Here is a 23476-nt window from a genome sequence, read left to right as displayed (position 1 = left end):
GGGCCAAACACGGATTAAGACCCTGAGAGGGTCTTATGGATGAGCTCAAGGAGCTAAATGGTAGTGATAAGACCCTCATGGGGTCTTATCGACTGACCGCATTGTTAGTAGACGGCTATTGGCGAGCTAATATTGAAAAAGACCCCGTCGGGGTCTTTTTTTGCGTAATCTAGATTGTAAGCTAAGGCCCCTAAGGGACCTTAACTTACATCTGAAGACAACGTATTTCGTAATTAAAGTCCCTAAAGGGCCTTAATCACGAACGGACAATCCCGAATAGTAGGAAATGAAGGGGACCACAAGCTGTTAAGGTCCCTAAGGGACCTTAACTGGGGGGATTCGGAGCTAATCGACATGATTTAGGTCCCTTAGGGACTTTAACCATATCCCAGCTACTTCTCGCGCACCATCAACACCTGCTCCATCGTGGTTACAAGCCCCATCTCGGCGAGCAGCTCGACCAGCACCCCGTTGGATGCCCGGATATTAAACGCCGAGCGCCGGCAAGACTCGCCGGGCTGCCATACCTCGTGCAAGGCGGCTGCCATTACCTCCTTGGCGTCGGTACGTCCCGGAGCAGCTTCAACCCGGTACAGGACAATGCCAGTCAAGTCGCCGTTCGGGTTAAACGTCCTCCTGTACAAGGCATAACCTGCCGCTTCTCCGCCATCAAAAACGGCAACGCTCTCGCCATCCTTCAGACTGGGCAGACCGGCCTGCCAGACTTCTCCCTGGGAGTAGAACGGAAGCCGGGCGGCTTCCGCAGCCATGCCTAGCGCAATCTGGTACGGATGCTCGTACGTGTCGTCCATATCCGGAATCGGCTGTTCCGTGGACTGGATCAGGAGACGGTCGGTCTGCCTATAACCAATCGATTCATACAGCCGAATGGCATTCGTATTTTGCGAGATCGCCTCGAGATACGCTTGGTCAACGCTTAATTCCTCATACAGCTGCAGGTTCCTCATCATAAGAGCTTTGCCAATGCCTTTGCCCCGGAACGCCGGCTTGATGGCGGTTCCGCCGTTCCATGCCAGCGTTCGTCCGTCGTATTCACGTAAGCCGTTCATGACCAATCCGGCTGCTTCGCCGTCGACGTAACAGGCAAGGGAATACTCAAACGAGAGACCTTCAGAGGCAGTCCGGCCGATGAACCGATCAAGCGGAAGCGCAGCCGGAACCAAATAACCTTCGAAGGACTGGTTCCATAACGCATTCACCTCGATAACCGGAAGCTCGCTGAGAGCTCGGAATGTCACATTCATTAGCAGCAGTCTCCTTACAGCGCTTTGTCGTCTATGCTTTCCAGCCAGCCGTCGATGCTGCCGATAACGGAAGTAACGCAGCCGTCTTCGAACGGCGAGATCAGGCCGGCCACCTTAACAAGCTCGGTGAAAGAGAGGCTGCCGCCTTGCTGGCAGAGCTTGAGATAATCGGCCCATGCCGCGGTCCGGTCCTCATGCATTCTTTTCCAGAACTGAAAGGCGCAAATTTGCGCGAGGGTGTAGTCGATATAGTAGAACGGACTGCCGAAAATATGCCCCTGACGCTGCCAGAAGGCACCATGCTCGAGATAGCTGTTCTCCTCATAATCGCGGTGAGGCAAGTATTTCTTCTCGATTTCGCGCCATGCAGCCTTCCGTTCAGCCGGGGTAGCATCCGGATTCTCGTAGACAAAATGCTGGAATTCGTCAACCGTTACGCCGTAAGGGAGGAACAGAAGGGCGCTCGCCAGATGCTGGAACCGGTATTTATCCACGTCCTCCTTGAAGAACAGGTCCATCCAAGGCCAAGTGAAAAATTCCATGCTCATCGAATGGATCTCGCAGGCCTCATAAGTAGGGAAGGCGTATTCCGGCACGGCAAAGCTTCTGCTCTCGTACACCTGGAAGGCATGGCCGGCTTCGTGCGTCAGCACGTCGATATCTCCGGAGGTACCGTTAAAGTTGGAGAAAATAAACGGTGCGCCGTATTCGCTGATATAAGTGCAATAACCGCCGCCTTGCTTGCCTTTTTTCGCAACGAGATCCATCAGGCCGTTATCCAGCATAAACCGGAAAAACTCGTCCGTCTCCGGGGACAGCTCCGCGTACATCCTTGCTCCGTTCTCGACGATCCATTCCGGGCTGCCTTTCGGCTTCGCATTGCCGGTCAGGAAGGCAAGATTCTCGTCGTAGTAGTAGAGATGGTCGACGCCGATGCGTTCGCGCTGGCGTTCCTTCAGCTTGCTGGCAACAGGCACGATATGCTCCAGCACCTGATTGCGGAAGTTCGCCACCATCTCCGCCGTATAATCGGTCCGGCTCATGCGGGCATAGCCAAGCTCAACGAAATTCGTGAAGCCCAGCTTTTTCGCGATGCGGGTGCGTACCTTGACAAGCTCGTCGTAAATCCGGTCAAATTCAGCCTCATTCTCGCGCATGAAACCGGAGGAAGCTTCCGAAGCCTGTTTGCGAACGGAGCGATCGGTCGATTGCTGGAATGGTGATAACTGCGAAAGCGTCCGTTCTTCGCCGTCGAACATAATTTTGGCGGAAGCGATAAGCTTCGTATATTCGGTGGACAGCTTGTTCTCCTGCTGCAGATCCTCGATTACCTCCGGGCTGAAGGTTTTCAGCGAAAGTTCGGCCAATTGGAACAATTGACGGCCCCATTTGGCTTCAAGCTCCGTGCGGAACGCCGAGTTCACAAGCGCCCGGTAATAATCCGTTATGTATTCCTGAACGACAGGTCCGTTCTCATCGAAGAAATCCTGCTCGGCTTTATAAAATTCATCGTTTGTATCAATCGAATGACGGATGCTCGCAATTTGCTGCATCGTATCAAACTCGCTGCGCAGCTTGTTGAGGCCGGTCATCGCGGCGTCCTGCTCCTCGAAACGGCTTGCCGCGTTAAAGGCGGATAGAAGCTCCTTGAACTGCTTCTCGAAAGACGCTACTTCGGGACGTTCGTAACGATACTCATTAAATTTCACTTGGATACACCTGTCCTCTCTTGAACAATCATTTTTTAAAAAAAAGGAAACGGATGGAAGAACCATCGCCTTGACATGTCTATTCGTTGGGATTAGCGGTTAATCCTGCTTCATCCGCAAGCAAAAAGGCTTCCTTCACCATTGCTCAGGAGAAGAGAAGCCTTTATTGAAAGTATGTTCAGAATGCAGCGTTTATTTTCGGGTTCTCAGCTCAAATTCCTCGCGAATCCGTGCGAGCACGGCCGGATCGGAAACCACGTCGTAAGCGGTCGCAGCCAGCGTCTTGGCGGCAAAAATCATCCGCTCGAGCGCGCGCTCCGTCATTGCCGCGTCACGGAATTCCACGGTGTGGAGGAGGAAACGCTCCTCGACGATTTTGACGTAAGGATGAATGGCAGGACAGCGGACGGATACATTGCCCAAATCCAGCGAGCCGTGATCCTTTCCGGTTTCAATCTCTTCCGGCTTCACGCCCAGCTCAAGCAGGTTGGCGGTAAAGCATTCGGACAAAGCCTCATTCGTAAGCAGCTCGTCATAGGAAAATTCATAATTGCTCATCTCCAGCCTGCAGCCGGTCTGCAGTGCGGCACCTTCGGCGCAGCGCCGAACCTTCTCGGCGAGCTCATTCGTGTAAGCGCGGGTAGCGGAACGGACATAAAATTGGGCGGAAGCGTAGTCGGGAATAACGTTAGGCGCTTTACCGCCGTTATCGATAATGCCATGGATGCGGGCATCGCTCCGGGTCTGCTGGCGGAGAGCATTAATGCTGTTGAACAGCTGCAGCACCGCGTCAAGGGCATTAACGCCTTCGTAAGGGCTTGCCGCCGCATGGGCCGGCTTGCCGAAATATTCGAACCGGATCGCGTCAAGCGCAAGCGAATCGCCGGATTTCTCAAACGTATAATAAGGATGCGCCATCAGCGCGAAGTCGCAGTCGTCGAACAGCCCGGCTTCGGACATCGGCACCTTGGCGCCTTTGGTTTCTTCGGCAGGCGTGCCGTAGACGCGAATGGTTCCGCCGAATTGATCCATAACGGCCTTTAAGCCAACGGCTGCCGCAATCCCCATCGTGCAGATGAGATGATGGCCGCAGGCATGTCCGATTTCCGGAAGTGCGTCGTATTCGCATAAAAAAGCAACGGTTGGACCCGGCTTGCCGGTTGCATAGGTTCCGATAAACGCGGTAGGAATGCCAAGCGTTCCCTTTTCAACCGAGAAGCCTTGTCTCTCCAGCTCCTCGATCAGAATGGCTGCGGATTTGAATTCCTGGTGGCCAAGCTCCGGATTGGCGCCAATCGTACGCGAGATTTGTTTGAAGATTTTCGCATGGGATTCAATGGTGTCGATTACTAGTTGTTTATTGCTGCTTGTCATGGACATGAACAAGCCTCCTTCTATCAAACTTCTTCCCCACCATTATAACCGATAAGCCGCATGATTGCCTGCAGGTGTAGGCCAATGAACAAGCTCGGGCATGCTTAATGGATGCCGTGCATTTTCTTGAATTGCTCCGGACTCATGCCCTCCATTCTCTTGAAGACGGTGCTGAAGTAGCTGGCGCTGTCGAAGCCAACCTTCGCCGCAATCTCTTGCATTTTAAACTCCCGGCCGAGAAACATCAGCTCTTTGCTGCGGTTAATCCGTTCCCGGTTCACGTATTCCATCGGACGCATGCCCATCAGCTGTTTGAACAAGCGGCACAAATATTGCGGAGTAACGCCTATGCGCGAGGACAAATCCTGTATCGTCAACACGCTGTCGATATGCTCCTCGATATAGCGAATGACCGGATTAAGCCGCATGTAATATTGCTCTGCGGATTGGGTACTGACCTGTACGACCTTCATCAAATCGAGCAGGAAAAGATACAACAGCTTCGAGCATTCAAGGCCGAGAAAAGGAAGTCCCGATTCCGCCATGGCGGAGATGCCGCGTAGGTGGGCAACGATCATTTCGCTGTCGGTAACGGAGTACAGACCGGGTTCTTTAATGCCCGCTTGGCCAAGCAAGTCCTTCGCAAGGCTGCCGCCAAAGCTGATGAAATAAACATCCCAAGGGTCCCGGACCGCGTAATAACGGTGGGGAACGCCGGGGAATAAACAGAAGCCCTGGCCGGCCTTTACGGCAAACTTCTCGTCACCGATCCAAAGCTCGCCTTCGCCGCCGGTGGACTGAAGCCATTGATAATGCGGAAAGCCCTGCTGCCGGTCGATCGTCTCCTGGTTATTCCAGTGCCCGATAATGTCCACGTAGACGGGAAGCTTGCGGTCGGAATCGGCCAGAATCGGAAATACCAATTTATCCATAATGGAGCCACTTCCAGTTTCATATATTTAAAGTGATGTGAATATAATGTGATTTTATTGGATCTGAAAGCGTATTACAATATTAATATCGTAATAGACATAATACTTGTATGGAGGTTAACACCCATGACCTTGAAGTTCCCGCCAATCAGTCCGAAATTCCCGCAAATGCTCCATGGAGCGGATTATAACCCTGACCAATGGCTTGATTATCCTCATGTTCTGGAAGAAGATATCCGCCTGATGAAGCTGTCGAGCAGCAACGTGATGTCTGTCGGCATTTTCTCGTGGGCAGCTTATGAGCCTGAAGAAGGCGTATATACGTTTGAATGGATGGACCAGCTGCTTGACCGTTTCGCGGCGAACGGCATTTATGCCCTGCTTGCCACGCCGAGCGGAGCAAGACCGGCTTGGATGTCAGAGAAATATCCGGAGGTTCTCCGCGTAGAGGAGAACGGAATCCGCAATATGCATGGCGCGCGCCATAACCATTGCTTCTCCTCGCCGGTATACCGCGCGAAGGTGAAGGAGATGAACGGCAAGCTGGCAGAGCGTTATTCGCAGCATCCGGCCGTTATCGGCTGGCATATTTCCAACGAATACAGCGGCGAATGCCACTGCAACTACTGCAGAGAAGCCTTCCAGAACTGGCTGGAGAAGCGCTACGGCACGATTGAAGCGTTAAACCACGCATGGTGGACAACCTTCTGGGCTCACAAATATACAAGCTTCAGCCAGATCGATACGCCAACCTACCGCGGGGAAAAAGCGGTACACGGCATGAACGTGGACTGGAGAAGATTCGTCACCGATCAAACGGTAGATTTCTGCCGCAACGAAATGGAACCGCTTCGCGAGATCAATCCGGAGCTGCCGATTACAACCAACTTCATGCTCGATTTTGAGCCGCTGAACTACTGGAAATTCACCGAGCTTCTCGACGTGATCTCGTGGGATGCCTATCCAACCTGGCATGACGCGAAGGATCAAAGCGAGCTTGCGGCGTGGATCGGCTTCAACCATGACGTATTCCGTTCGCTCAAAGGCGGCAAGCCGTTTATGCTGATGGAAAGCACGCCAAGCATGACGAACTGGCAGCCGATCAGCAAGCTGAAGAAGCCGGGCATGCATCTGCTGGCTTCCCTGCAGGCGGTTGCCCACGGCTCGGATACGGTTCAATATTTCCAATGGCGCAAAAGCCGCGGCTCCAGCGAGAAGCTGCACGGGGCCGTCGTAGACCATGTTGGCCATGAGAATACCCGCGTCTTCAAGGATGTTACGGATGTCGGCCAGGCGCTCGAGAAGCTGCAAGAGGTAGTTGGCACTTCGGTTAAGCCTGAGGTCGCGCTTATCAATGACTGGGAGAACCGCTGGGCGGTGAAGGATTCGCAAGGCCCCCGCAACGGCGGCATCCATTATGAAGAAACGTTGAAGCGTCACTACCGTCCTCTGTGGGATATGGGCGTGCCTGTCGACATTATCGATTCGGAATGCGCCTTTGATTCTTACAAGCTGCTGATTGCTCCGATGCTGTACATGGTTCGTCCGGGCGTTGGCGAGCGAATTGAAGAGTTTGTGAAAAACGGCGGCACGTTTGTTGCGACTTACTGGTCGGGTATCGTTAACGAAAGCGATCTTTGCTTCCTGGAAGGCTTCCCTGGACCGCTCCGCAAAACGCTGGGCATCTGGTCCGAAGAGATTGACTCCCTGTATGACGGGGAAAAGAACAGCGTCGTGATGTCGGAAGGCAACAAGCTTGGTCTTGTTGGCTCCTATGATGCGATTGAGCTCTGCGATCTGATTCATCTGGAAGGCGCCGAAGCGTTGGCCGTATACGGCGATGACTTCTACGCTGGCCGTCCGGCACTGACGGTGAACCAGCTTGGCGAAGGCAAAGCGTATTATGTCGCTTCCCGCAATACCGAGCCGTTCTTCACCGATTTCTTCAAGAAGCTGGTCGAGCAGGAAGGGCTGAAGCGCGTCGTTGAGACGGAGCTTCCGCAAGGCGTTACGGCTCAATTGCGTTCCGACGGCGAGTTTGATTACGTATTCGTGCTCAATTTCAGCGAGTTGGCGCAGCATGTGAAGCTTGACGAGCAGGAGTACGAGGATGTTCTTGCCGGCGGCAAGGTAAGCAATGAGCTTGAGCTTCCGCTTAACGGAGTGCGGATTCTCAAAAGAAAAGCAAGCTTCCACTCCTAAGCCGGCAGCGAGCGATAACGATTGACATTTATTACGCCATTCTCTATAATTTCTGTAACTTGATATAACATATGCGGCGAAAGAGCGCAGTAGCGGCTTAATCCCTGTTCTAGAAAGCCGGGGGGCGATGGAACCCGGCACACATTAAGCCCGCGAAATACACTCTGGAGCATCCCGGGTAATGCCGGGCGGTTACGGCGAACGATATCTCGCCTAGAGCGGTATGAAGGTTAGCCTTGCGCAAGGCGGCTTCATGCAATTTGGGTGGTACCACGGTAAACGAATCGTCCCTATGTCTATTTAGACATAGGGACGTTTTTTTGTTTTTAACACGAATAAAAAGGAGAGCTAATCAATGAACATTATTGACGAACTGGAATGGCGCGACGCCATTAACCAACAAACCGACGCGGAGGGACTGCGCGAATTGACGAACGAAAAGGCTGTCTCGCTCTATTGCGGCGTTGATCCGACGGGAGACAGCATGCATATCGGCCACTTGATTCCGTTTATGGTGCTTAAGCGGTTCCAGCTGGCGGGCCACCGTCCGGTTATTCTGATCGGAGGAGCGACCGGTACGATTGGCGACCCAAGCGGCCGCACATCCGAGCGTTCCTTGCAGACGCTGGAACAGATCCAGGCGAACGTCGAAGCGCTTGGCGCGCAGCTTCGCAAGCTGTTCCTCACCGAAGGCGACAACAATATGCGCATGGTCAACAACTACGACTGGACGCATAAAATCAACGTCATCGAGTTCCTTCGCGACTACGGCAAAAACTTCAGCATCAATACGATGCTTGCGAAGGATGTCGTATCGAGCCGGCTTGAGAGCGGCATTTCGTTTACGGAGTTCTCGTACCAGATTTTGCAATCGCTCGACTTCCTGCATTTGTTCCGGGAAGAGGATGTACAGCTTCAAATCGGGGGCTCCGACCAATGGGGCAATATTACGAGCGGCCTTGACCTGATCCGCAAGAAAGAAGGCAGCGAGGCCAAGGCGTTCGGCCTTACGATTCCGCTCATGCTGAAGGCTGACGGAACGAAGTTCGGCAAGACGGCTGGCGGTGCGATCTGGCTGGATCCGGAGAAGACCACTCCGTACGAGTTCTACCAGTTCTGGGCTAACACGGACGACCGTGACGTCGTTAAATACTTGAAATACTTCACGTTCCTCTCGAAGGAAGAGATTGAAGGGTTGGCTGAGAAGGTCGCTACGGAGCCGCATAAGCGCGAAGCTCAGAAGAAGCTTGCCGAAGAGATGACGCGCTTCGTTCATAGCGAAGAGCTGCTGCAGCAAGCGCTGCGCATTACGGCTGCGTTATTCAGCGGCGATATCAAATCGCTGAGCGCGGATGAAATCGAGCAGGGCTTCAAGGAAATGCCGACATTCGAGTCGACGAATGAAGCGAAGAACATCGTTGATTGGCTTGTTGATCTCGGTATCGAGCCTTCCAAGCGTCAAGCACGGGAGGATATTACGAACGGCGCCATTTCCATGAACGGCGAGCGCGTAACCGACCTTACGCTTGAGGTGTCCTCGGAACACGCGATTGGAGGACGGTTCATCATTATCCGTAAGGGCAAGAAGAAATACAGTCTGGTGAAGATGGCTTAAGGCTGTTGTAATAACAACCCCTGCTTTTATCCCGTTTGGGAGGAGGCAGGGGTATTTTTATTTTATTCGAACAGATTCGTCGCACAAATAGGCATGTCCAGCACGCTTGTCCACATAGAATGAATATAGCAGGTCAGGCGGATGAATTTTTGAGATGGGGTGTTGGCATGCTTCGAGGATATAAAGGTTTTTTTGTTGGCTTACTAATGGGAGGTCTGCTCATGACGGCTTTTCCGTCCGTGGCGGCTACGAATAAGACGTCGTATTCCTTGACGGAAGCGGCTTATCCAATCGAAGTTAACGGTTCGGTCTATACCGGGCAGGGATTGCCCGTCCTCGTTTACAAAGGCAACACTTACGTTCCACTCCGGGCGATGGGGGATATGCTGGGCGCTTCCGTGGCTTGGAACGACAGGCAGGGCAAGGTCGTCATTTCCTCCGGAGCTGCAATCGCCCCATGCAATAACGCGTTCTGCGATGTGTTGGTCACCGGCTCGGGCGGTCATTATACCGTAACCGGGAAAGGCAGAGTATTCGAAGGGGTTATGCAATACGCGGTGGAGGACGGGCATGATTATTTGCTTGAAGGGCATCAACTGCTGGATGAGGGGGCGCCTGCATGGTCTCCATTCTCGCTCAAGATCACGATTCCGCCAGAGCAGCTGCCTGCGAACGGGACGCTCACGCTTGAGCTTTTCGAAAACAGCGCGAAGGATGGGTCGCAAATCAACGTGTTAAGCATTCCATTGGAAACGTTCAAGTAAAAAACCTAACAAAACGGCAAGCAGAACGCATGATGCGTTAAGGCTTGCCGTTTTTTGTTTGCCTCCAGCGAAATGGATTCTCACGTAATATCTTTCAAGCGATCAGAAAAAAATTTGTTCTCTATTTTATAATATTTAATATAATAAATGAGTCGAAAGGATGCGGAATTTCGCAATTCGGTTCGAATTCTGGCGATTTTATCTAAAAATGGTGATATCTTAAGTCAGATTTCTTACTCATGATCTAATAATGAAATATTGATTATATCTAATATTTATATTAATATGTGGGCAAGAACTACTTCAAGTACTTTCCGATTTTCCGAATCCTCTTAATGGCTTTCGCAACCAAATGAAGAAGACAGGCCGAACGAACGGTTCGGCTGCAAAGGAGGCATCATGCGAGTGGGGAAACAGCATGAACGCGCCGAGTGGACGGGATTTCAAGAATCGCGTCCTTATGGGCCGAAGTATGATCTTAGAACGGATTTTGTCATGGTCTACGGGTTGTCGGATAAGCTGGAGGAACGAATCGAGGGCTGGAGGAAAGCCGGCTATACGATTCATCTCATGACCGGCGTCTCATGGGGCGAGTACCAGGATTATTTGTACGAGAAATTCGACGGAAGAAATCACTGGGACGAAGCTCAGATGGACCGGTTCGGCAACTATATTCAGCATGGGAAAGACGTGCCTTATATGGACCCGACGATCGCTTTCTCCGAATATTTGGCGACTTATATCAAGAAGGCGATTGACTGTGGCGTCGAAGCGATCCATCTGGAGGAACCGGAGTACTGGGCGGCATCGGGTTATTCGGAGGCGTTCAAGCGCGAGTGGCTGACCTATTACGGGGAGTCGTGGACGGCTCCTCACTTATCGCCGGACGCGCAATACCGGGCTTCGAAGCTGAAGGCGTACCTGTATTACCGCGCGCTTGACCGGCTCTGCGCGCAGATGAAGGAATACGCGCTCGTTACGTATAACCGCCAGGTTCGGTTCTATGTTCCTACTCACAGCTTGATTAACTACACGCAATGGCGCATTATCAGTCCGGAGGCGCTGCTTGTGTCGATGCCGTCCTGCGACGGATTTATCGCGCAGATCTGGACGGGTACGGCAAGAACGCCAAATGTATACCAGGGTATCAGGCGGGAGCGTACCTTCGAGACGGCATTCCTGGAATACGGCGTCATGCAGGAGCTGACCCGCGGTACGGGAAGGGACATGTGGTTCCTTCACGATCCGATCGAGGATAATCCCCGCTATAGCTGGAGCGATTACCGCTATAATTACCGCGCGACGGTTGTCGCTTCCCTGCTTCATCCCGGCGTATCGAAGTTTGAGGTCTGCCCTTGGCCATGGCGGGTATTCACGCGCGGCTATCCGACGGAGGACGGCACAGGCAAGGAAGGAATACCGGCTAGTTACAAGACCGTTCTGCTTACGGTGATGAACGTGCTTCGGGATCTTCATCATCATGAGGAAAAGCAGACTGACGTCTATACAAGCGGCATCGGATTGCTTTTGTCCAATTCGGCTATGTACCAGCGCGGCGATGTTCTGCCGGAAGAGCCTGAAATCTCTACAGGCAAAAAAGAGGGCGGCGTGACAACCTCGGATATGCTGTCGCCTGAACAACGGGAGCTGCTGGATTTCTCCGCGTTTTACGGACTGGCGCTGCCGCTTGTGAAGCATGGCGTTCCGCTGCGTCCGGTGCAGCTGGATAACGCGCTTACCTTCCCGGGGTATCTCGATGACTACAAAGTGCTGCTGCTCAGCTATGAGTTCATGAAGCCTGAGAACGCCGGCTTGCACCAAGCTATTGCGGGATGGGTCAGAGACGGCGGCGTGCTTATCTATGTCGGCGACGGATCGGACGCTTTCCACGATGTGCGCGAATGGTGGAACCGGGAAGGAAGCCGCCGCTCTTACGAGCGTCCGGACCAGCATCTGTTCGAAACGCTCGGGTTAGCGGCCAATCAGGAGGATGGCGAGTATGCCTACGGGGACGGATTCGTTCTTGTGCGACGCGTACATCCGGCTGCTCTATCGCGTACAAGCGAAGGAGCGGATTCCGTCCGCGATTGCGTGAAGCTGGCGCTGAAGCTTAGAGGCGAAGCGGATGCTTACCGGGAAAGCGGAATTCTCCGCATCAAGCGCGGTCCTTATGTCATTGCGCAAGCCCTGGATGAGAGCAACGTTACCGACGGCAGTACACTCGAAGGAAGATTTATCGACCTGTTTGAGGACGAACTTCCGATTGTCCGTAACGTTGCGCTGAAGCCGGGCGACAATTGCTTGTTATATGATTTGGAAGCTGCGGGGACAGCCGGCGACGGCCACGCGGCTAAGGTTCTGGTCGGCTCTTCGCGTATCGAAGACGTGACGGCGGATGCGAAGACGATTTCGTTCCGCTCGGAGAGCCCGTCGGATATGACGGTCAGCATTCGTTTGCTTGCCGCCTCTGCTCCGAATGCGGTAACGGCGGATGGACTTAAGGCGGATTATGCCTATGATGAAGCTTCGGGAACTTTGCTTATCCGTCACCCGGGTAAGCCGGAAGGCGTATTGGTGGAAGCGGCCTGGAGCTAACGAGGGAAGTTTAACGAATAACGGCGCAGAGATGCGCCGTTATTTTTATTTTTGGCCATATGCGGCTTGTTTCAACAATAAACCTGTATTTTCCGATAACTTTTACGCTGCGAAAACATTTCTATGAAATGGAATTGATGCTTAAGCCCTATAGTAGGGCTTAAGGAGTCCATAGAGAGAAAGGTGAGAGACTATGACCATTGCTGTATTGGATCGTCAACCGCAAGAGAAACAAGTTGAAGCTGCTGCCCCGACCTCAACCCGCCTGCTGGAGTATGTTCGCAAGGCGCCGGTGATCGCAGCCTCCTGTTCCTGCAAAGATACCATTGCGTTATTCAAGCAATATCCGGACAGTGAATGCGTCGTTATAGCCGGTGAAGGGATAGAAAAGGACAAGCCGGTTGGTCTTATGATGCGCAATCAATTTTTTATGCGGCTCAGCCAGAGGTTTGGCGTAGATCTGTATTATGAAAAGCCGGTATCGGAACTGATGGATCCGTCCCCGTTAATCGTTGATCAAACCTATTCCCCGCAGCAATTAATCGATAATGCTCTAAAACGTGACGACAGCGTTCTATATAACTGCGTAATTGTAACCAGAGAAGAACGGATTGTCGGGATATTGACCGTGTCGGATCTGCTTCGGATGTCCAGGCAGCTTCAGCAGGAAGCGGTGGACGGGCAGGTAAAAACAATCAACAGCGTTGGCGGCCGGGTGAAAGAGATCGACGTGGCCGTAAGCTCGGTGCGCCAATCGGCCTTGCAAGGGAAGCAGATTTCCGCGGATATGGTGGACCTGACGTTAAGCGGCAAAAATCAGCTGGACAAGGTAACCGCAGCCTTCGGGAAGCTTGCCGCGAATTCGATGCAGCAGGAGCAGCGGATGAATGAGCTGCAGGCTGAAGCGGGCTCCATCAGCCATGTCTCCAAGCTGATCAAAGAGCTGGCGGAGCAGAGCAACCTGCTGGCCATTAACGCTTCCATCGAAGCGGCGCGCGCGGGCGAGCATGGCAGAGGTTTTGCGGTAGTAGCCGGCGAGGTGATGAAGCTCGCCAGTGAAACGAAGCGTTCCGCCGAGGCGATTACGACGCTGACGAAGACGATTGTCGCGGCGATTGAACAGACCGCCTCGCTTGCGCGCGAAGGCCGGGAAGAAGCCGTAGTCAGCGAGTCATGCGTTCAAGAAGCAGGCAGCGTGTTCAGTCACCTGTTCCAGGCATCCGCGAACAGCAAGAACAGCACGGAGCAGATTGGCAAGCTGTCAGAGCAGGCTTATCAGCAGACGGTACATGTCTCCAAGGAGATCGATAAGCTTCTGGGGTCCTATTTTTAACACGGAATTTACAAAACGACAATACCCGATTTACAAACGGCTAGTAGGATAGATACGTCAGAGATAAAAACGCAATTTACGATTATCCAATAGGTTACCCATTATACTTACGGTTATGATTCGAAATGAATGGCCAAGCCTCAGTATGAAACTCGTTCATCTGGGGCTGCTGTTCATTATCCATGCATATACGGAGGAGAACGATCATGCAAACTTTATTGCAGACGCAACCCTTAATTAACATTAACAAATTGAATTTGTATTACGGAGCTTTCCATGCTCTGAAGGATGTATCGCTTACGATTCCCGAGAAAGCGATCACCGCGTTTATCGGACCTTCCGGCTGCGGCAAATCGACGCTGCTCCGGACGCTTAACCGGATGAACGACATGATCCCGGGCACCAGAATCGAAGGCAGCATCGCAATTGGCGGAACGGAAATTTACTCTAGTGACGTAGATGTTGAGACGCTTCGCAAGAAGGTGGGCATGGTGTTCCAGCAGCCGAATCCTTTTCCGAAATCCATCTATGACAACGTAGCGTACGGTCCGCGCCTCCATGGCATTACGAACAAGAAGCAGCTGGACGAGATTGTCGAGACAAGTCTGAAGTCGGCCGTACTGTGGGATGAAGTGAAGGATTATTTGAAGCGCTCCGCGCTTAGCCTCTCCGGGGGCCAGCAGCAGCGTCTTTGCATTGCTCGCGCGATTGCCGTTAATCCGGATGTTCTGCTCATGGACGAGGCGACTTCGGCGCTTGACCCGATCTCCACGCTGAAGATTGAAGAATTGGCGCAAGAGCTGAAAGACCGTTATACGATTGTTATGGTTACGCATAACATGCATCAAGCGGCTCGTGTATCAAATCAAACGGTATTTTTCTTGAACGGCGAGGTTGTGGAGTTTTCGGAAACGGAGAAGCTGTTCTCCAATCCAAGCGACCAGCGTACGGAAGATTACATTAGCGGACGTTTTGGCTAACACAAGGGGGAGTTGTACAAATGATGACGACAAGAAAAGAGTTTGACCATGGCCTGGAGCAGCTTCATAATCTGCTCGTTGAGATGGGAACGTTCGTGGAGGAAGCGCTTGTTGATTCGATGAAGGCGCTGAGCGGCACGGATACCGAGAAGGCAAGAGCGATTATCAACAATGACCAGCATCTGAACAATCTGGAGGACAAGATTACCGATCTTGGCTCGAAATTGATTGCGACGCAGCAGCCGGTTGCGAAGGATCTGCGCCGGATTCTGGCCGCGTTCAAGATTGCCTCCGATCTGGAGAGAATGGGCGATCTTTGCGTAAACATTGCGAAGTTTGTTATCCGTCTCGAAGGTCAGCCGCTTATCAAGCCGTTGATCGACTTGCCGCGCATGGCGGAAATCGTGCAGACGATGACGTACGAATCGATTCAATCCTTCGTGCAGGAAAACGTGGACCTGGCTTACAAGCTGGCAACGGAAGACGATCAGGTCGATGCGCTTTGCGCTCAAATCTCGCGCGAGCTGCTGTCGCTTATGATGGAGAACCCGCGTAACATCTCGCAGGCAACGGTTCTGAACTTCGTAGCCCGCAATATCGAGCGGATCGGAGACCATGCGACCAACATCGGCGAAAGTGTCGTGTACCTCGTGACCAACAAACGTCCTGACTTGAACACGCAGCATAGTATTTAAGAAGTTAAAAAGAAGCCTGTTATCCGAGTGACTCGGGTAACAGGCTTTTTTTGCATTGCATCCATAAATATCCTTGCCAACGGAGGATTTAGATCGTTATATTTATTAAAGTTATTTTAATTTTTGAGAGATTTTTCAATTTAGTATGGGGAGTGGGTTATGTTAAATTTTTTAGACAAACAAAAGAAATGGACAAGCATGCTTCTGATTGTTTTGTTGGCTGTAGGATTATTGTCCGGTATAGGAATTCCAACAGCGCAGGCTGCAGGCAATGCAGAACATGGATTAACGAATCTAACCGTTAAAGACCAGGACAATCATGAATATTTGCTTACGCCTGAATTCGATTCGTGGCAGTGGAATTATGACTTGGTAGTAGACACGTCCGTAACTCAGTTAACATTTGAAGCAACTCCTTTATTGGAAGGTGCAGTAATCACTTACTCAGGTGCTATATCACAGACAGGCGGTAGTGCAACGCTTGCTACTCCGGATAGCAAAACTTATATCGTTCATGTGCATGTTGATCAAGGCGATCAAAGCGCGTCATACCAGATTATTGTTAAACGCACTGATCCGAAGGACGCTTCACTGAAACGGTTAGGCGTTTACGATAATACGAACGATGTGGATAAGTCGCCGGTTGTAACTCCTGATGTAAAAAACTACTCTGTCGAGGTTGAGAGCAATACTAAGCAGCTTTGGATGAGTATTTTTCCGACAGACGAGAATGCCCAGTTAACAATCACTGGAGGCGTACAGGATCCGGATGAGCCAATAAAAGTGTTTTACGGTATCCCGGACAAGACCACTGTATTCACTATTAAAGTCACTTCGCCGGATGGGACGTTAACCGAGACTTACACATTAACGGTTACGAAAAAGGATGCGCCGGTTGTAACTCCACCTGTAGGCGGAGGTGGAGGCGGCGCGGTTGAATCTTCAAGCCCGCTTGAGGAAGCCTTGAACAATGCGATTTCTTCCACGATTACGGTGAAGGTATCGGGTACAAGCTTTACCGTCAGAGCGGCAGAGCTTGCCAAGTTGCTGGCTCAGAAAAAAGTAGAGACCATCGTCTTTGAATCGCAGACAGGCTCGTATAGCTTTAATCCGGGTCAATACGACTGGAGCAAGCTTGCTGGCATTCTTGGGCTTACGTTAACCGACTTGCAGCTGAAACTCGAAGTAGCAACCGACCAGTCAGCAGCTGATTCCGCGGACAAAGCGGGTCTCGATGTTCTGGGTTCGGCTAACTTTACGCTGAAGGCTGTGAAAAAGGACGGTCAGGAAATTGTTCTTAACGACCTTGGCCATTACATCAAGCATACGGTTAAGCTTGGCAGCCAGCCTGCAGCCGGGCACGCGGCGGTTGTCCGCGTCGATAAGGACGCGAACGGCAAAATCGTCTACACGCCGGTACCGTTTACGGTCAACGGCACAGAGGTTTCCGTGATGAGCCGTACCGATGGGACTTTCCTGATCGTGCAGACGGATAAATCGTTTGACGATACGGCGACCCACTGGGCAAAAAAAGAGGTTGATGCGTTGGCTAGCCTCCTGATCATTGACGGAGTAGGCAATGGAGCATTTGATCCGAACCGTTCCGTCACACGGGCCGAATTCACGGCGCTGGTCGTTCGCCTGTTTGGTCTTGCGACACCGGCTGCGGCAGGAAACGGCAAGTTTGGGGATGTTCAAACGAGTGATTGGTTCGCATCCGCTGTAGCGGCCGCAACGGGAGCCGGTCTTATCAATGGCTATGAAAATGGCGAGTTTAGACCGGACCAGACGATTTCCCGCGATGAAATGGCGGTCATTCTGGCTCGCGGCCTGGCCTTCGCCGGACACAAAGGCGACGCTGCTGGAGCGGAAGCATTTGCCGACCAAAGCGATATTCCGGCATGGGCGGCTGAAGCGACCAGCCAGCTTGCGGGCTTAGGCATTGTAAACGGCAAGCCGGGTAACGCATTTGATCCGGAAGGCGAAGCAACACGCGCGGAAAGCGCGGTTATGATGTTCAGAATGCTGTCGATTCTGACGTTTACGAAGTAACGGAAATAGAAAGCAGGATACCGCCTGGGCTGATGCCCCGGCGGTTTTCTTTTTGCCGGCCTCCGGCGAGAAGTTTGCTTCATAAATATGGTATGATAGAGGGTAGAATGATTAGGTGAGGTGTCTGAATGGACAAGTGGATATTGATTGATGGCAATAGTATCGCAAACCGTGCCTTTTATGCGATGCCGCCGCTTACGAATTCAGCAGGTTTACATACGAACGCGGTGTTTGGATTTACGACGATGCTGCTTAAATTGCTGGAAGACGAGAAGCCAACCCATGTGCTGGTTGCATTCGACGCGGGTAAAGTGGTATTCCGCCATGAAGGCTATACCGAATATAAAGGCGGCCGCGCGAAAACGCCGTCGGAGCTGTCGGAGCAATTCCCGGTAATGAAGGATTTGCTGAAGGCCTTCGGCATTTCGCAATTCGAACTGTCCGGCTACGAAGCCGACGATATTATCGGAACGCTGACGCGTCTTGCCGATGAGCAGAAGGTTGAGACGCTGGTCGTAACGGGCGATAAGGATATGCTGCAGCTCGCTTCGGACAACGTTACGATAGCGATTACGCGCAAAGGGATCAGCGAGGTCGAGCACTATTCCCCGGCTGCCATTGAAGAGAAATACGGATTGAAGCCGATGCAGATCATCGATCTTAAAGGACTGATGGGCGATGCATCGGATAATATTCCGGGTATTCCGGGCGTAGGCGAGAAGACGGCGCTCAAGATGCTGCATGAGTTCGGCACGGTCGAGGAAGTGTTGGCGAATACCGATAGCCTCAAAGGCAAGATGAAAGAAAAGGTCGAGACGCATAAAGACGATGCGATCATGAGCAAAAAGCTGGCTACGATCTTCCGCGAGGTACCTCTTGAGCATAGCGCAGAGGATATCCGTTACGAAGGTTACCAGCCGGCTACGCTTGCCGATGCGTTCCGCAAGCTGGAATTCAAGTCGCTTATCGAGCGGCTGGATCTGAATGGAGCAGGCGCGGAGGGCGGCGAATCGGCAGCTCCCGCTGTAGAGCTTAACATCGTGGTAATTGAATCCGATAATGACGGTGAAGCGCTGAAGGACATGCTGTCCGCATTGCAAGGTACGGAGCATGGCTTGTATGTGGAAGCAATCGGCGAAAATCCGCATCAGGCGGAAGTATTGGGACTTGCCGCGGCGGTTGGGGATAAGGCGTACGTTGTGCCTGTATCGGCGCTTCAACAACCTTTCGCGGCGGAGCTGCGGAAATGGCTCGAGGATGCGGACAAGCCTAAAAACGGTTTTGATACGCATAAAACGGAGCTAGCGCTTGGCTGGAGAGGAATCGAATGGCGCGGCGTGGCGTTTGACGTGCAGTTAGCCGCCTATCTGCTCGACCCGACCGACACGAACCTGACGTTAAATGCGTTATGCGACCGTTACGGCCAGTCTTCGGTTCCTCATGACGAAGCGGTGTACGGCAAGGGAGCCAAATTCAAAGTGCCGGACAACGAGACGTTGAATCGCCATCTGTCCGTGAAGGCGGATGCCGTCCGTAAGCTTACGGTTCTGATGCGCGCAGATCTCGAGAAGCGGGGCATGAACGAGCTGTATTACGAGCTGGAACAGCCGTTGTCCGTTGTGCTGGCCGGGATGGAGCGCCAAGGCATCAAGGTGGAAAAAGCCGAGCTGGAGCGTCTCGGCAGCGAGCTGGAGAGGAAGCTGTCCGCAGCCGTGAGCGAAATCTACCGCTTGGCTGAAATGGAGTTCAACATCGGCTCTCCTAAACAGCTTGGCGAGGTATTGTTTGAAAAGCTCGGACTTCCCGTACAGAAGAAGACGAAGACCGGCTATTCGACAGACGCGGAAGTATTGGAGAAGCTGGCTCCTTATCACGAGATCGTTCCGTTGATTCTGCATTACCGTACTTTGTCCAAGCTGCAGTCCACGTATATAGAAGGTCTTTTGAAAGAGGTGCGTCCGGAAACGGGCAAAATTCATACGTATTACCGTCAAACCATTGCGGCAACGGGACGTCTCAGCAGCCAGTTCCCGAATCTGCAGAACATTCCGATCCGGCTTGAGGAAGGCCGTCAGATCCGCAAGGCGTTTGTGCCGTCCGAGCCGGGCTGGTATATCCTTGCGGCGGACTATTCGCAGATCGAGCTGCGCGTTCTCGCCCATATTTCCGGCGACGAGCGGCTCAAGGAAGCTTTTATTAACGATATGGATATTCACACGAAAACAGCGATGGACGTATTCGGCGTATCGGCTGATCAAGTGGATTCGAATATGCGCCGCTCGGCGAAGGCGGTTAACTTCGGTATCGTATACGGCATCAGCGATTTTGGTCTATCCCAGAACTTGAATATTACCCGTAAGGAAGCCGCGAAGTTCATTGAGCAGTATTTCGAGGTGTTCCAGGGCGTACGCAAGTATATGGACGATATTGTTATGCAAGCCCGTCGCGACGGATTTGTGACGACCTTGCTGGAGCGCCGCCGTTATCTGCCGGATATCAAGGCCTCCAACTTCAATCTGCGCTCCTTCGCGGAACGTACGGCGATGAATACCCCGATTCAGGGTACGGCAGCCGATATTATCAAGCTGGCTATGGTGCGCATGGACGAGACGCTCCGTGAGCGCGGTCTGAAAAGCCGCATGCTGCTGCAAGTGCATGACGAATTGGTATTCGAGGTTCCGGAAGAGGAGCTTGAGCTTATGAAGGAGCTTGTTCCAAGCACCATGGCCGGGGCGCTGAAGCTGGACGTGCCTCTGAAGGCGGACGTGAATTACGGAGTCAACTGGTACGAGGCGAAGTAATACTCGGCAGCGAAAGTTTCGCCTAAGCAACGGGATTGACAAAAGTATCCCGTCCGAAGCGAAGTTTCGCGATTATCAAGCTTGGGATAGCTAATGCCATCCCAAGTGAAGGCGAAAGTTTCGCCTAAGCAACGGGATTGACAAAAGTATCCCGTCCCGCAGCCCAACCGAATCGGGTATAATGGGTTTGAGGTGAATAAGAATGCCCGAATTGCCAGAGGTAGAAACGGTTAGAAGAACATTAATTGAATTAGTCGCAGGCAAGCGAATTGCTTCGGTAGAAGTGAAGCTGCCGCGTATCATACAGCGTCCGGCTGAACCGGAGGCGTTCGAAAGGGCGCTTGCCGGACGGACGATCCAAACGGTTGAGCGTCGCGGAAAGTTTTTGAGAATCGTGCTGGATGGTCTCGTGCTGGTCTCCCATCTTCGGATGGAAGGGCGGTACGGCGTATTTCCAAGCGACGAGCCTGTTGAGCTTCATACGCATGTCCTGTTCCACTTCGATGACGGAACGGATCTGAGATATAAGGATGTACGCCAATTCGGCACCATGCATCTGTTCGAGCCGGGAACGGAATTCGAGATGAAGCCGCTGAGCAAGCTTGGTCTCGAGCCGCTGGAGAATGAGGCTTTTACAGCGGAGGCCTTGAGAGGTTTGCTTGGAAAAAAATCAGGCTTAATCAAGCCGCTTCTTCTAAATCAGGAATATGTAGTGGGGCTTGGCAATATTTATGTGGATGAGGCTTTGTTCCTTGCGGGCATTCATCCGGAGCGGACGGCCGATTCCTTGAAGAAGGCGGAATGGATCCGTCTCCATGAGGCGATCGTATCGACTCTTGCGAAGGCTGTTGCGGCAGGAGGCTCATCCATCAAGTCCTACGTGAATGGACAAGGCGAGATGGGAATGTTCCAGCACCAGCTGCTGGTGTACGGCAGGAAAGACGAGCCATGCACAAGCTGCGGCAGATTAATCGAGAAATCGGTTGTGGGCGGAAGAGGAACGCATACCTGCGCAAGCTGCCAGCCTTTGCCCAAGGCACGCAAAAAGGCCGTCCCGCAGGTTTAATGCACCGTAACGATTTCCCCGCATATGCTATTGTTGTTACGAACAATAGGCGGATGTCTAGATAAGCGCGTCGGCGCAGCTAGAGACATCCGGTATGCGGGGAGGGCTGCGGGTTGTTCGCGCATTTTGCTTCTTTGCTGGTGCTTGCTTTTGCCGTCAGTGTGGACGGCTTCGGAGTAGGCGTGACATACGGATTGCGGCGAATAAGAATACCGCTCTTGTCGGTTGTCATTATCGCTTGTTGCTCAGGTTTGGTCATCTTTTTATCGATGATAGTGGGTTCATGGATTACGGGGTATTTATCGCCTTTTGTGGCTAAGCTGATTGGAGCAGTTGTACTTGTCGGCATTGGCACTTGGGCGTTGTTGCAGCTTAGGCGAAGCAGCCGGGAAGCGGGAGCTGCCGAAGGCCAGGCCGAAGGAGATTCGGATCAGCCGGCGGGGACCAATCAGGAGCCGATTGACCGCACGCATCCGGTTCTTGTCGTGATCGTTGAATTGAAGCGCCTGGGATTGGTTATACAAATATTGCGGACTCCGCAAGCCGCCGACGTGGATAAGTCGGGAACGATCTCCGCTACCGAAGCGTTAATGCTTGGCGTAGCCTTGTCGTTCGACGCATTCGGCGCCGGAATCGGAGCGGCTATGATCGGATTATCTCCTTTATTAACGCCTATTATGATTGCTGCGGCCAGTGCTTTATTCCTGCTAGGCGGAATGCGGTTTGGCTTCCGGTTCTCGAACTGGAAAGGCATGCAGGCGATATCGGTGCTTCCGGGCATTTTATTAATCATAATCGGTATTTTAAAGCTGTTATAGAGTCACAAGCAATACGCAGGAGTTACTTGAACGGGGTGAAAGCTAATGAAGATCGGTTTAACCGGCGGGATCGCTACCGGCAAAAGCACCGTGGCTGCCATGCTGGTAGAACGCGGTGCGATGCTGGTCGATGCTGATCAGGTTGCGAGAGAAGTTGTTATGCCCGGCGAACCGGCTTTAGAAGCGGTCGCCTCCGCGTTTGGACAAGCTGTTATACATACGGACGGAACATTGGATAGGAAGGCGCTTGGCGGCATTGTGTTCAACAACCGCGATTTGCTCGCGCAGCTTGAGAATATCCTCCATCCGGCCATACGTAACCGCATGCAGAAGCGGATAAGGCAGTATGAAGAGCAGAACCCCCGGCAATTGGTCGTTGCGGATATCCCTCTTTTGTACGAGACGGGTCAAGAAAAGCTGTACGACGGGGTGATGGTTGTTTACGTTCCTCAGGCGCTGCAGTTAAAAAGGCTGATGGAACGGAACGGTATAGCGGAAGAGGAAGCACAGAGACGCATTGGGCTTCAAATGGACATTGAGCAGAAGAGAGGCCGTGCGGACTGGGTTATTGATAACAGCGGTTCACTTGACGAGACTAGGCGGCAGGTGGGCGATTTCTGGAAGAGCAAGGGATTGCCATGAAGTGGTTAGTTCGGAAAAGAGTGCTGCTTATTCTGCTCATTGGCTTCATTGGCGTCTTATTTCTTAATTCCAATTGGCTTGCCCGGATGATGTATCCGATTCAATATAAAGAAGACATACGAGCAAGCGCATCAAATTACGGTGTTGATCCGCATCTGATTGCGGCAATTATCCGGACGGAAACGAATTATTCCACCGGACAAGTCTCCAAAAAAGGGGCGCTTGGCCTCATGCAGATTATGCCGGATACGGCGGACTGGATCGTGAAGCAGGCGGATTTCAACAATATCACAAAAGATATGCTGCAGAATCGGCCGGATGTCAGTATCGAGGTAGGGGCATGGTATCTGCAGTCCTTGCACAAACAGTTCAAGCAGAATACGGTAGCCGTTATTGCCGCTTACAATGCCGGTCCCGGCAATGTAAAAAAGTGGCTGGATACGGGGAAATGGGATGGCAAGCTGGACACAACGGATCAAATTCCGTATGGGGAAACCCGTCACTATGTACAACGCGTTATTTATTATTATAATAAGTACAAAGATCTTTATCCTGTTATTTAACTTGGACAAGAAGAAGCCTTGGCTGTCCGCCGCTTCAGGACGGAACAGCCAAAGCATCTGTTATACATGA

General features: G+C 52.3%; 17 protein-coding genes and 1 other annotated feature. Of the genes, 13 read left to right on the top strand and 4 right to left on the bottom strand.

All coding sequences use genetic code 11. The features are described 5' to 3' along the window. Positions 1–392 precede the first annotated feature (392 nt). The 4 genes from PGL01S_RS22430 to PGL01S_RS22415 all read right to left on the bottom strand — a co-directional run bounded on the left by PGL01S_RS22430 (position 393) and on the right by PGL01S_RS22415 (position 5280). Entirely contained in the window at positions 393–1265 is an 873-nt protein-coding gene (locus PGL01S_RS22430; protein WP_127496798.1) for a GNAT family N-acetyltransferase, read from the bottom strand. 14 nt (positions 1266–1279) lie between these two features. After that, positions 1280–2974 carry a M3 family oligoendopeptidase gene (locus PGL01S_RS22425; RefSeq protein ID WP_127496797.1) on the bottom strand — a complete coding sequence of 565 codons (1695 nt, stop codon included), beginning with the start codon at positions 2972–2974 and terminating at the stop codon, positions 1280–1282. Positions 2975–3166: 192 nt separating this feature from the next. After that, positions 3167–4348: a M20 family metallopeptidase gene (locus tag PGL01S_RS22420; RefSeq protein WP_127496803.1), complete on the bottom strand. Its 1182-nt coding sequence runs from the start codon at positions 4346–4348 to the stop codon at positions 3167–3169. A 104-nt stretch (positions 4349–4452) separates the two neighbouring features. Continuing rightward, the gene (locus PGL01S_RS22415) at positions 4453–5280 is read right to left on the bottom strand and encodes an AraC family transcriptional regulator (protein ID WP_127496796.1); all 828 of its coding nucleotides are present in this window, start codon (positions 5278–5280) and stop codon (positions 4453–4455) included. Positions 5281–5406: 126 nt separating this feature from the next. On the opposite strand from PGL01S_RS22415, the gene PGL01S_RS22410 reads away from it, so the two are divergent. The 13 genes from PGL01S_RS22410 (at position 5407) to PGL01S_RS22350 (ending at position 23406) form a co-directional block, all read left to right on the top strand. Continuing rightward, positions 5407–7482 carry a beta-galactosidase gene (locus tag PGL01S_RS22410; protein ID WP_127496795.1) on the top strand — a complete coding sequence of 692 codons (2076 nt, stop codon included), beginning with the start codon at positions 5407–5409 and terminating at the stop codon, positions 7480–7482. 67 nt (positions 7483–7549) lie between these two features. Next, positions 7550–7777 (top strand) — a binding site (T-box leader). A 60-nt stretch (positions 7778–7837) separates the two neighbouring features. Next, the gene (gene tyrS / locus PGL01S_RS22405; protein WP_116393777.1) at positions 7838–9097 is read left to right on the top strand and encodes a tyrosine--tRNA ligase; all 1260 of its coding nucleotides are present in this window, start codon (positions 7838–7840) and stop codon (positions 9095–9097) included. 221 nt (positions 9098–9318) lie between these two features. Then, positions 9319–9861: a Gmad2 immunoglobulin-like domain-containing protein gene (locus tag PGL01S_RS22400; protein ID WP_164775563.1), complete on the top strand. Its 543-nt coding sequence runs from the start codon at positions 9319–9321 to the stop codon at positions 9859–9861. A 399-nt stretch (positions 9862–10260) separates the two neighbouring features. Beyond that, positions 10261–12456, top strand: a complete 2196-nt coding sequence (locus tag PGL01S_RS22395) for a hypothetical protein (RefSeq protein ID WP_127496793.1) — start codon at positions 10261–10263, stop codon at positions 12454–12456. Between the two features lie 193 nt (positions 12457–12649). Beyond that, entirely contained in the window at positions 12650–13789 is a 1140-nt protein-coding gene (locus PGL01S_RS22390) for a methyl-accepting chemotaxis protein (protein WP_127496792.1), read from the top strand. 206 nt (positions 13790–13995) lie between these two features. Further along, the gene (gene pstB, locus PGL01S_RS22385; RefSeq protein ID WP_116393773.1) at positions 13996–14769 is read left to right on the top strand and encodes a phosphate ABC transporter ATP-binding protein PstB; all 774 of its coding nucleotides are present in this window, start codon (positions 13996–13998) and stop codon (positions 14767–14769) included. A gap of 23 nt (positions 14770–14792) precedes the next feature. Continuing rightward, on the top strand, positions 14793–15464 hold the full coding sequence (gene phoU / locus PGL01S_RS22380; RefSeq protein ID WP_041614094.1) for a phosphate signaling complex protein PhoU: 672 nt from the start codon (positions 14793–14795) through the stop codon (positions 15462–15464). A gap of 159 nt (positions 15465–15623) precedes the next feature. Further along, complete coding sequence (locus PGL01S_RS22375) at positions 15624–17516, top strand: S-layer homology domain-containing protein (protein WP_127496791.1); 1893 nt, start codon at positions 15624–15626, stop codon at positions 17514–17516. Positions 17517–17644: 128 nt separating this feature from the next. Further along, positions 17645–20317, top strand: a complete 2673-nt coding sequence (polA, locus tag PGL01S_RS22370; RefSeq protein WP_127496790.1) for a DNA polymerase I — start codon at positions 17645–17647, stop codon at positions 20315–20317. A 202-nt stretch (positions 20318–20519) separates the two neighbouring features. Then, positions 20520–21383: a DNA-formamidopyrimidine glycosylase gene (gene mutM, locus PGL01S_RS22365; protein WP_127496789.1), complete on the top strand. Its 864-nt coding sequence runs from the start codon at positions 20520–20522 to the stop codon at positions 21381–21383. Positions 21384–21496: 113 nt separating this feature from the next. Beyond that, positions 21497–22201, top strand: coding sequence for a sporulation membrane protein YtaF (gene ytaF / locus PGL01S_RS22360; protein ID WP_127496788.1), 705 nt, complete (start codon positions 21497–21499; stop codon positions 22199–22201). 45 nt (positions 22202–22246) lie between these two features. Then, entirely contained in the window at positions 22247–22843 is a 597-nt protein-coding gene (coaE, locus tag PGL01S_RS22355; protein WP_127496787.1) for a dephospho-CoA kinase, read from the top strand. Beyond that, a complete protein-coding gene (locus PGL01S_RS22350; RefSeq protein ID WP_127496786.1) occupies positions 22840–23406 on the top strand; it encodes a lytic transglycosylase domain-containing protein in 567 nt (188 codons plus the stop codon). The genes coaE and PGL01S_RS22350 overlap by 4 nt, the downstream gene beginning before the upstream one ends. Positions 23407–23476: the final 70 nt, after the last annotated feature.

The organism is Paenibacillus glycanilyticus NBRC 16618 (assembly GCF_004000805.1).
Lineage (GTDB): Bacteria > Bacillota > Bacilli > Paenibacillales > Paenibacillaceae > Pristimantibacillus > Pristimantibacillus glycanilyticus.
The sequence above is the reverse complement of the archived record's forward strand: the minus strand, read 5'-3'. Positions and strand labels throughout refer to the sequence as shown.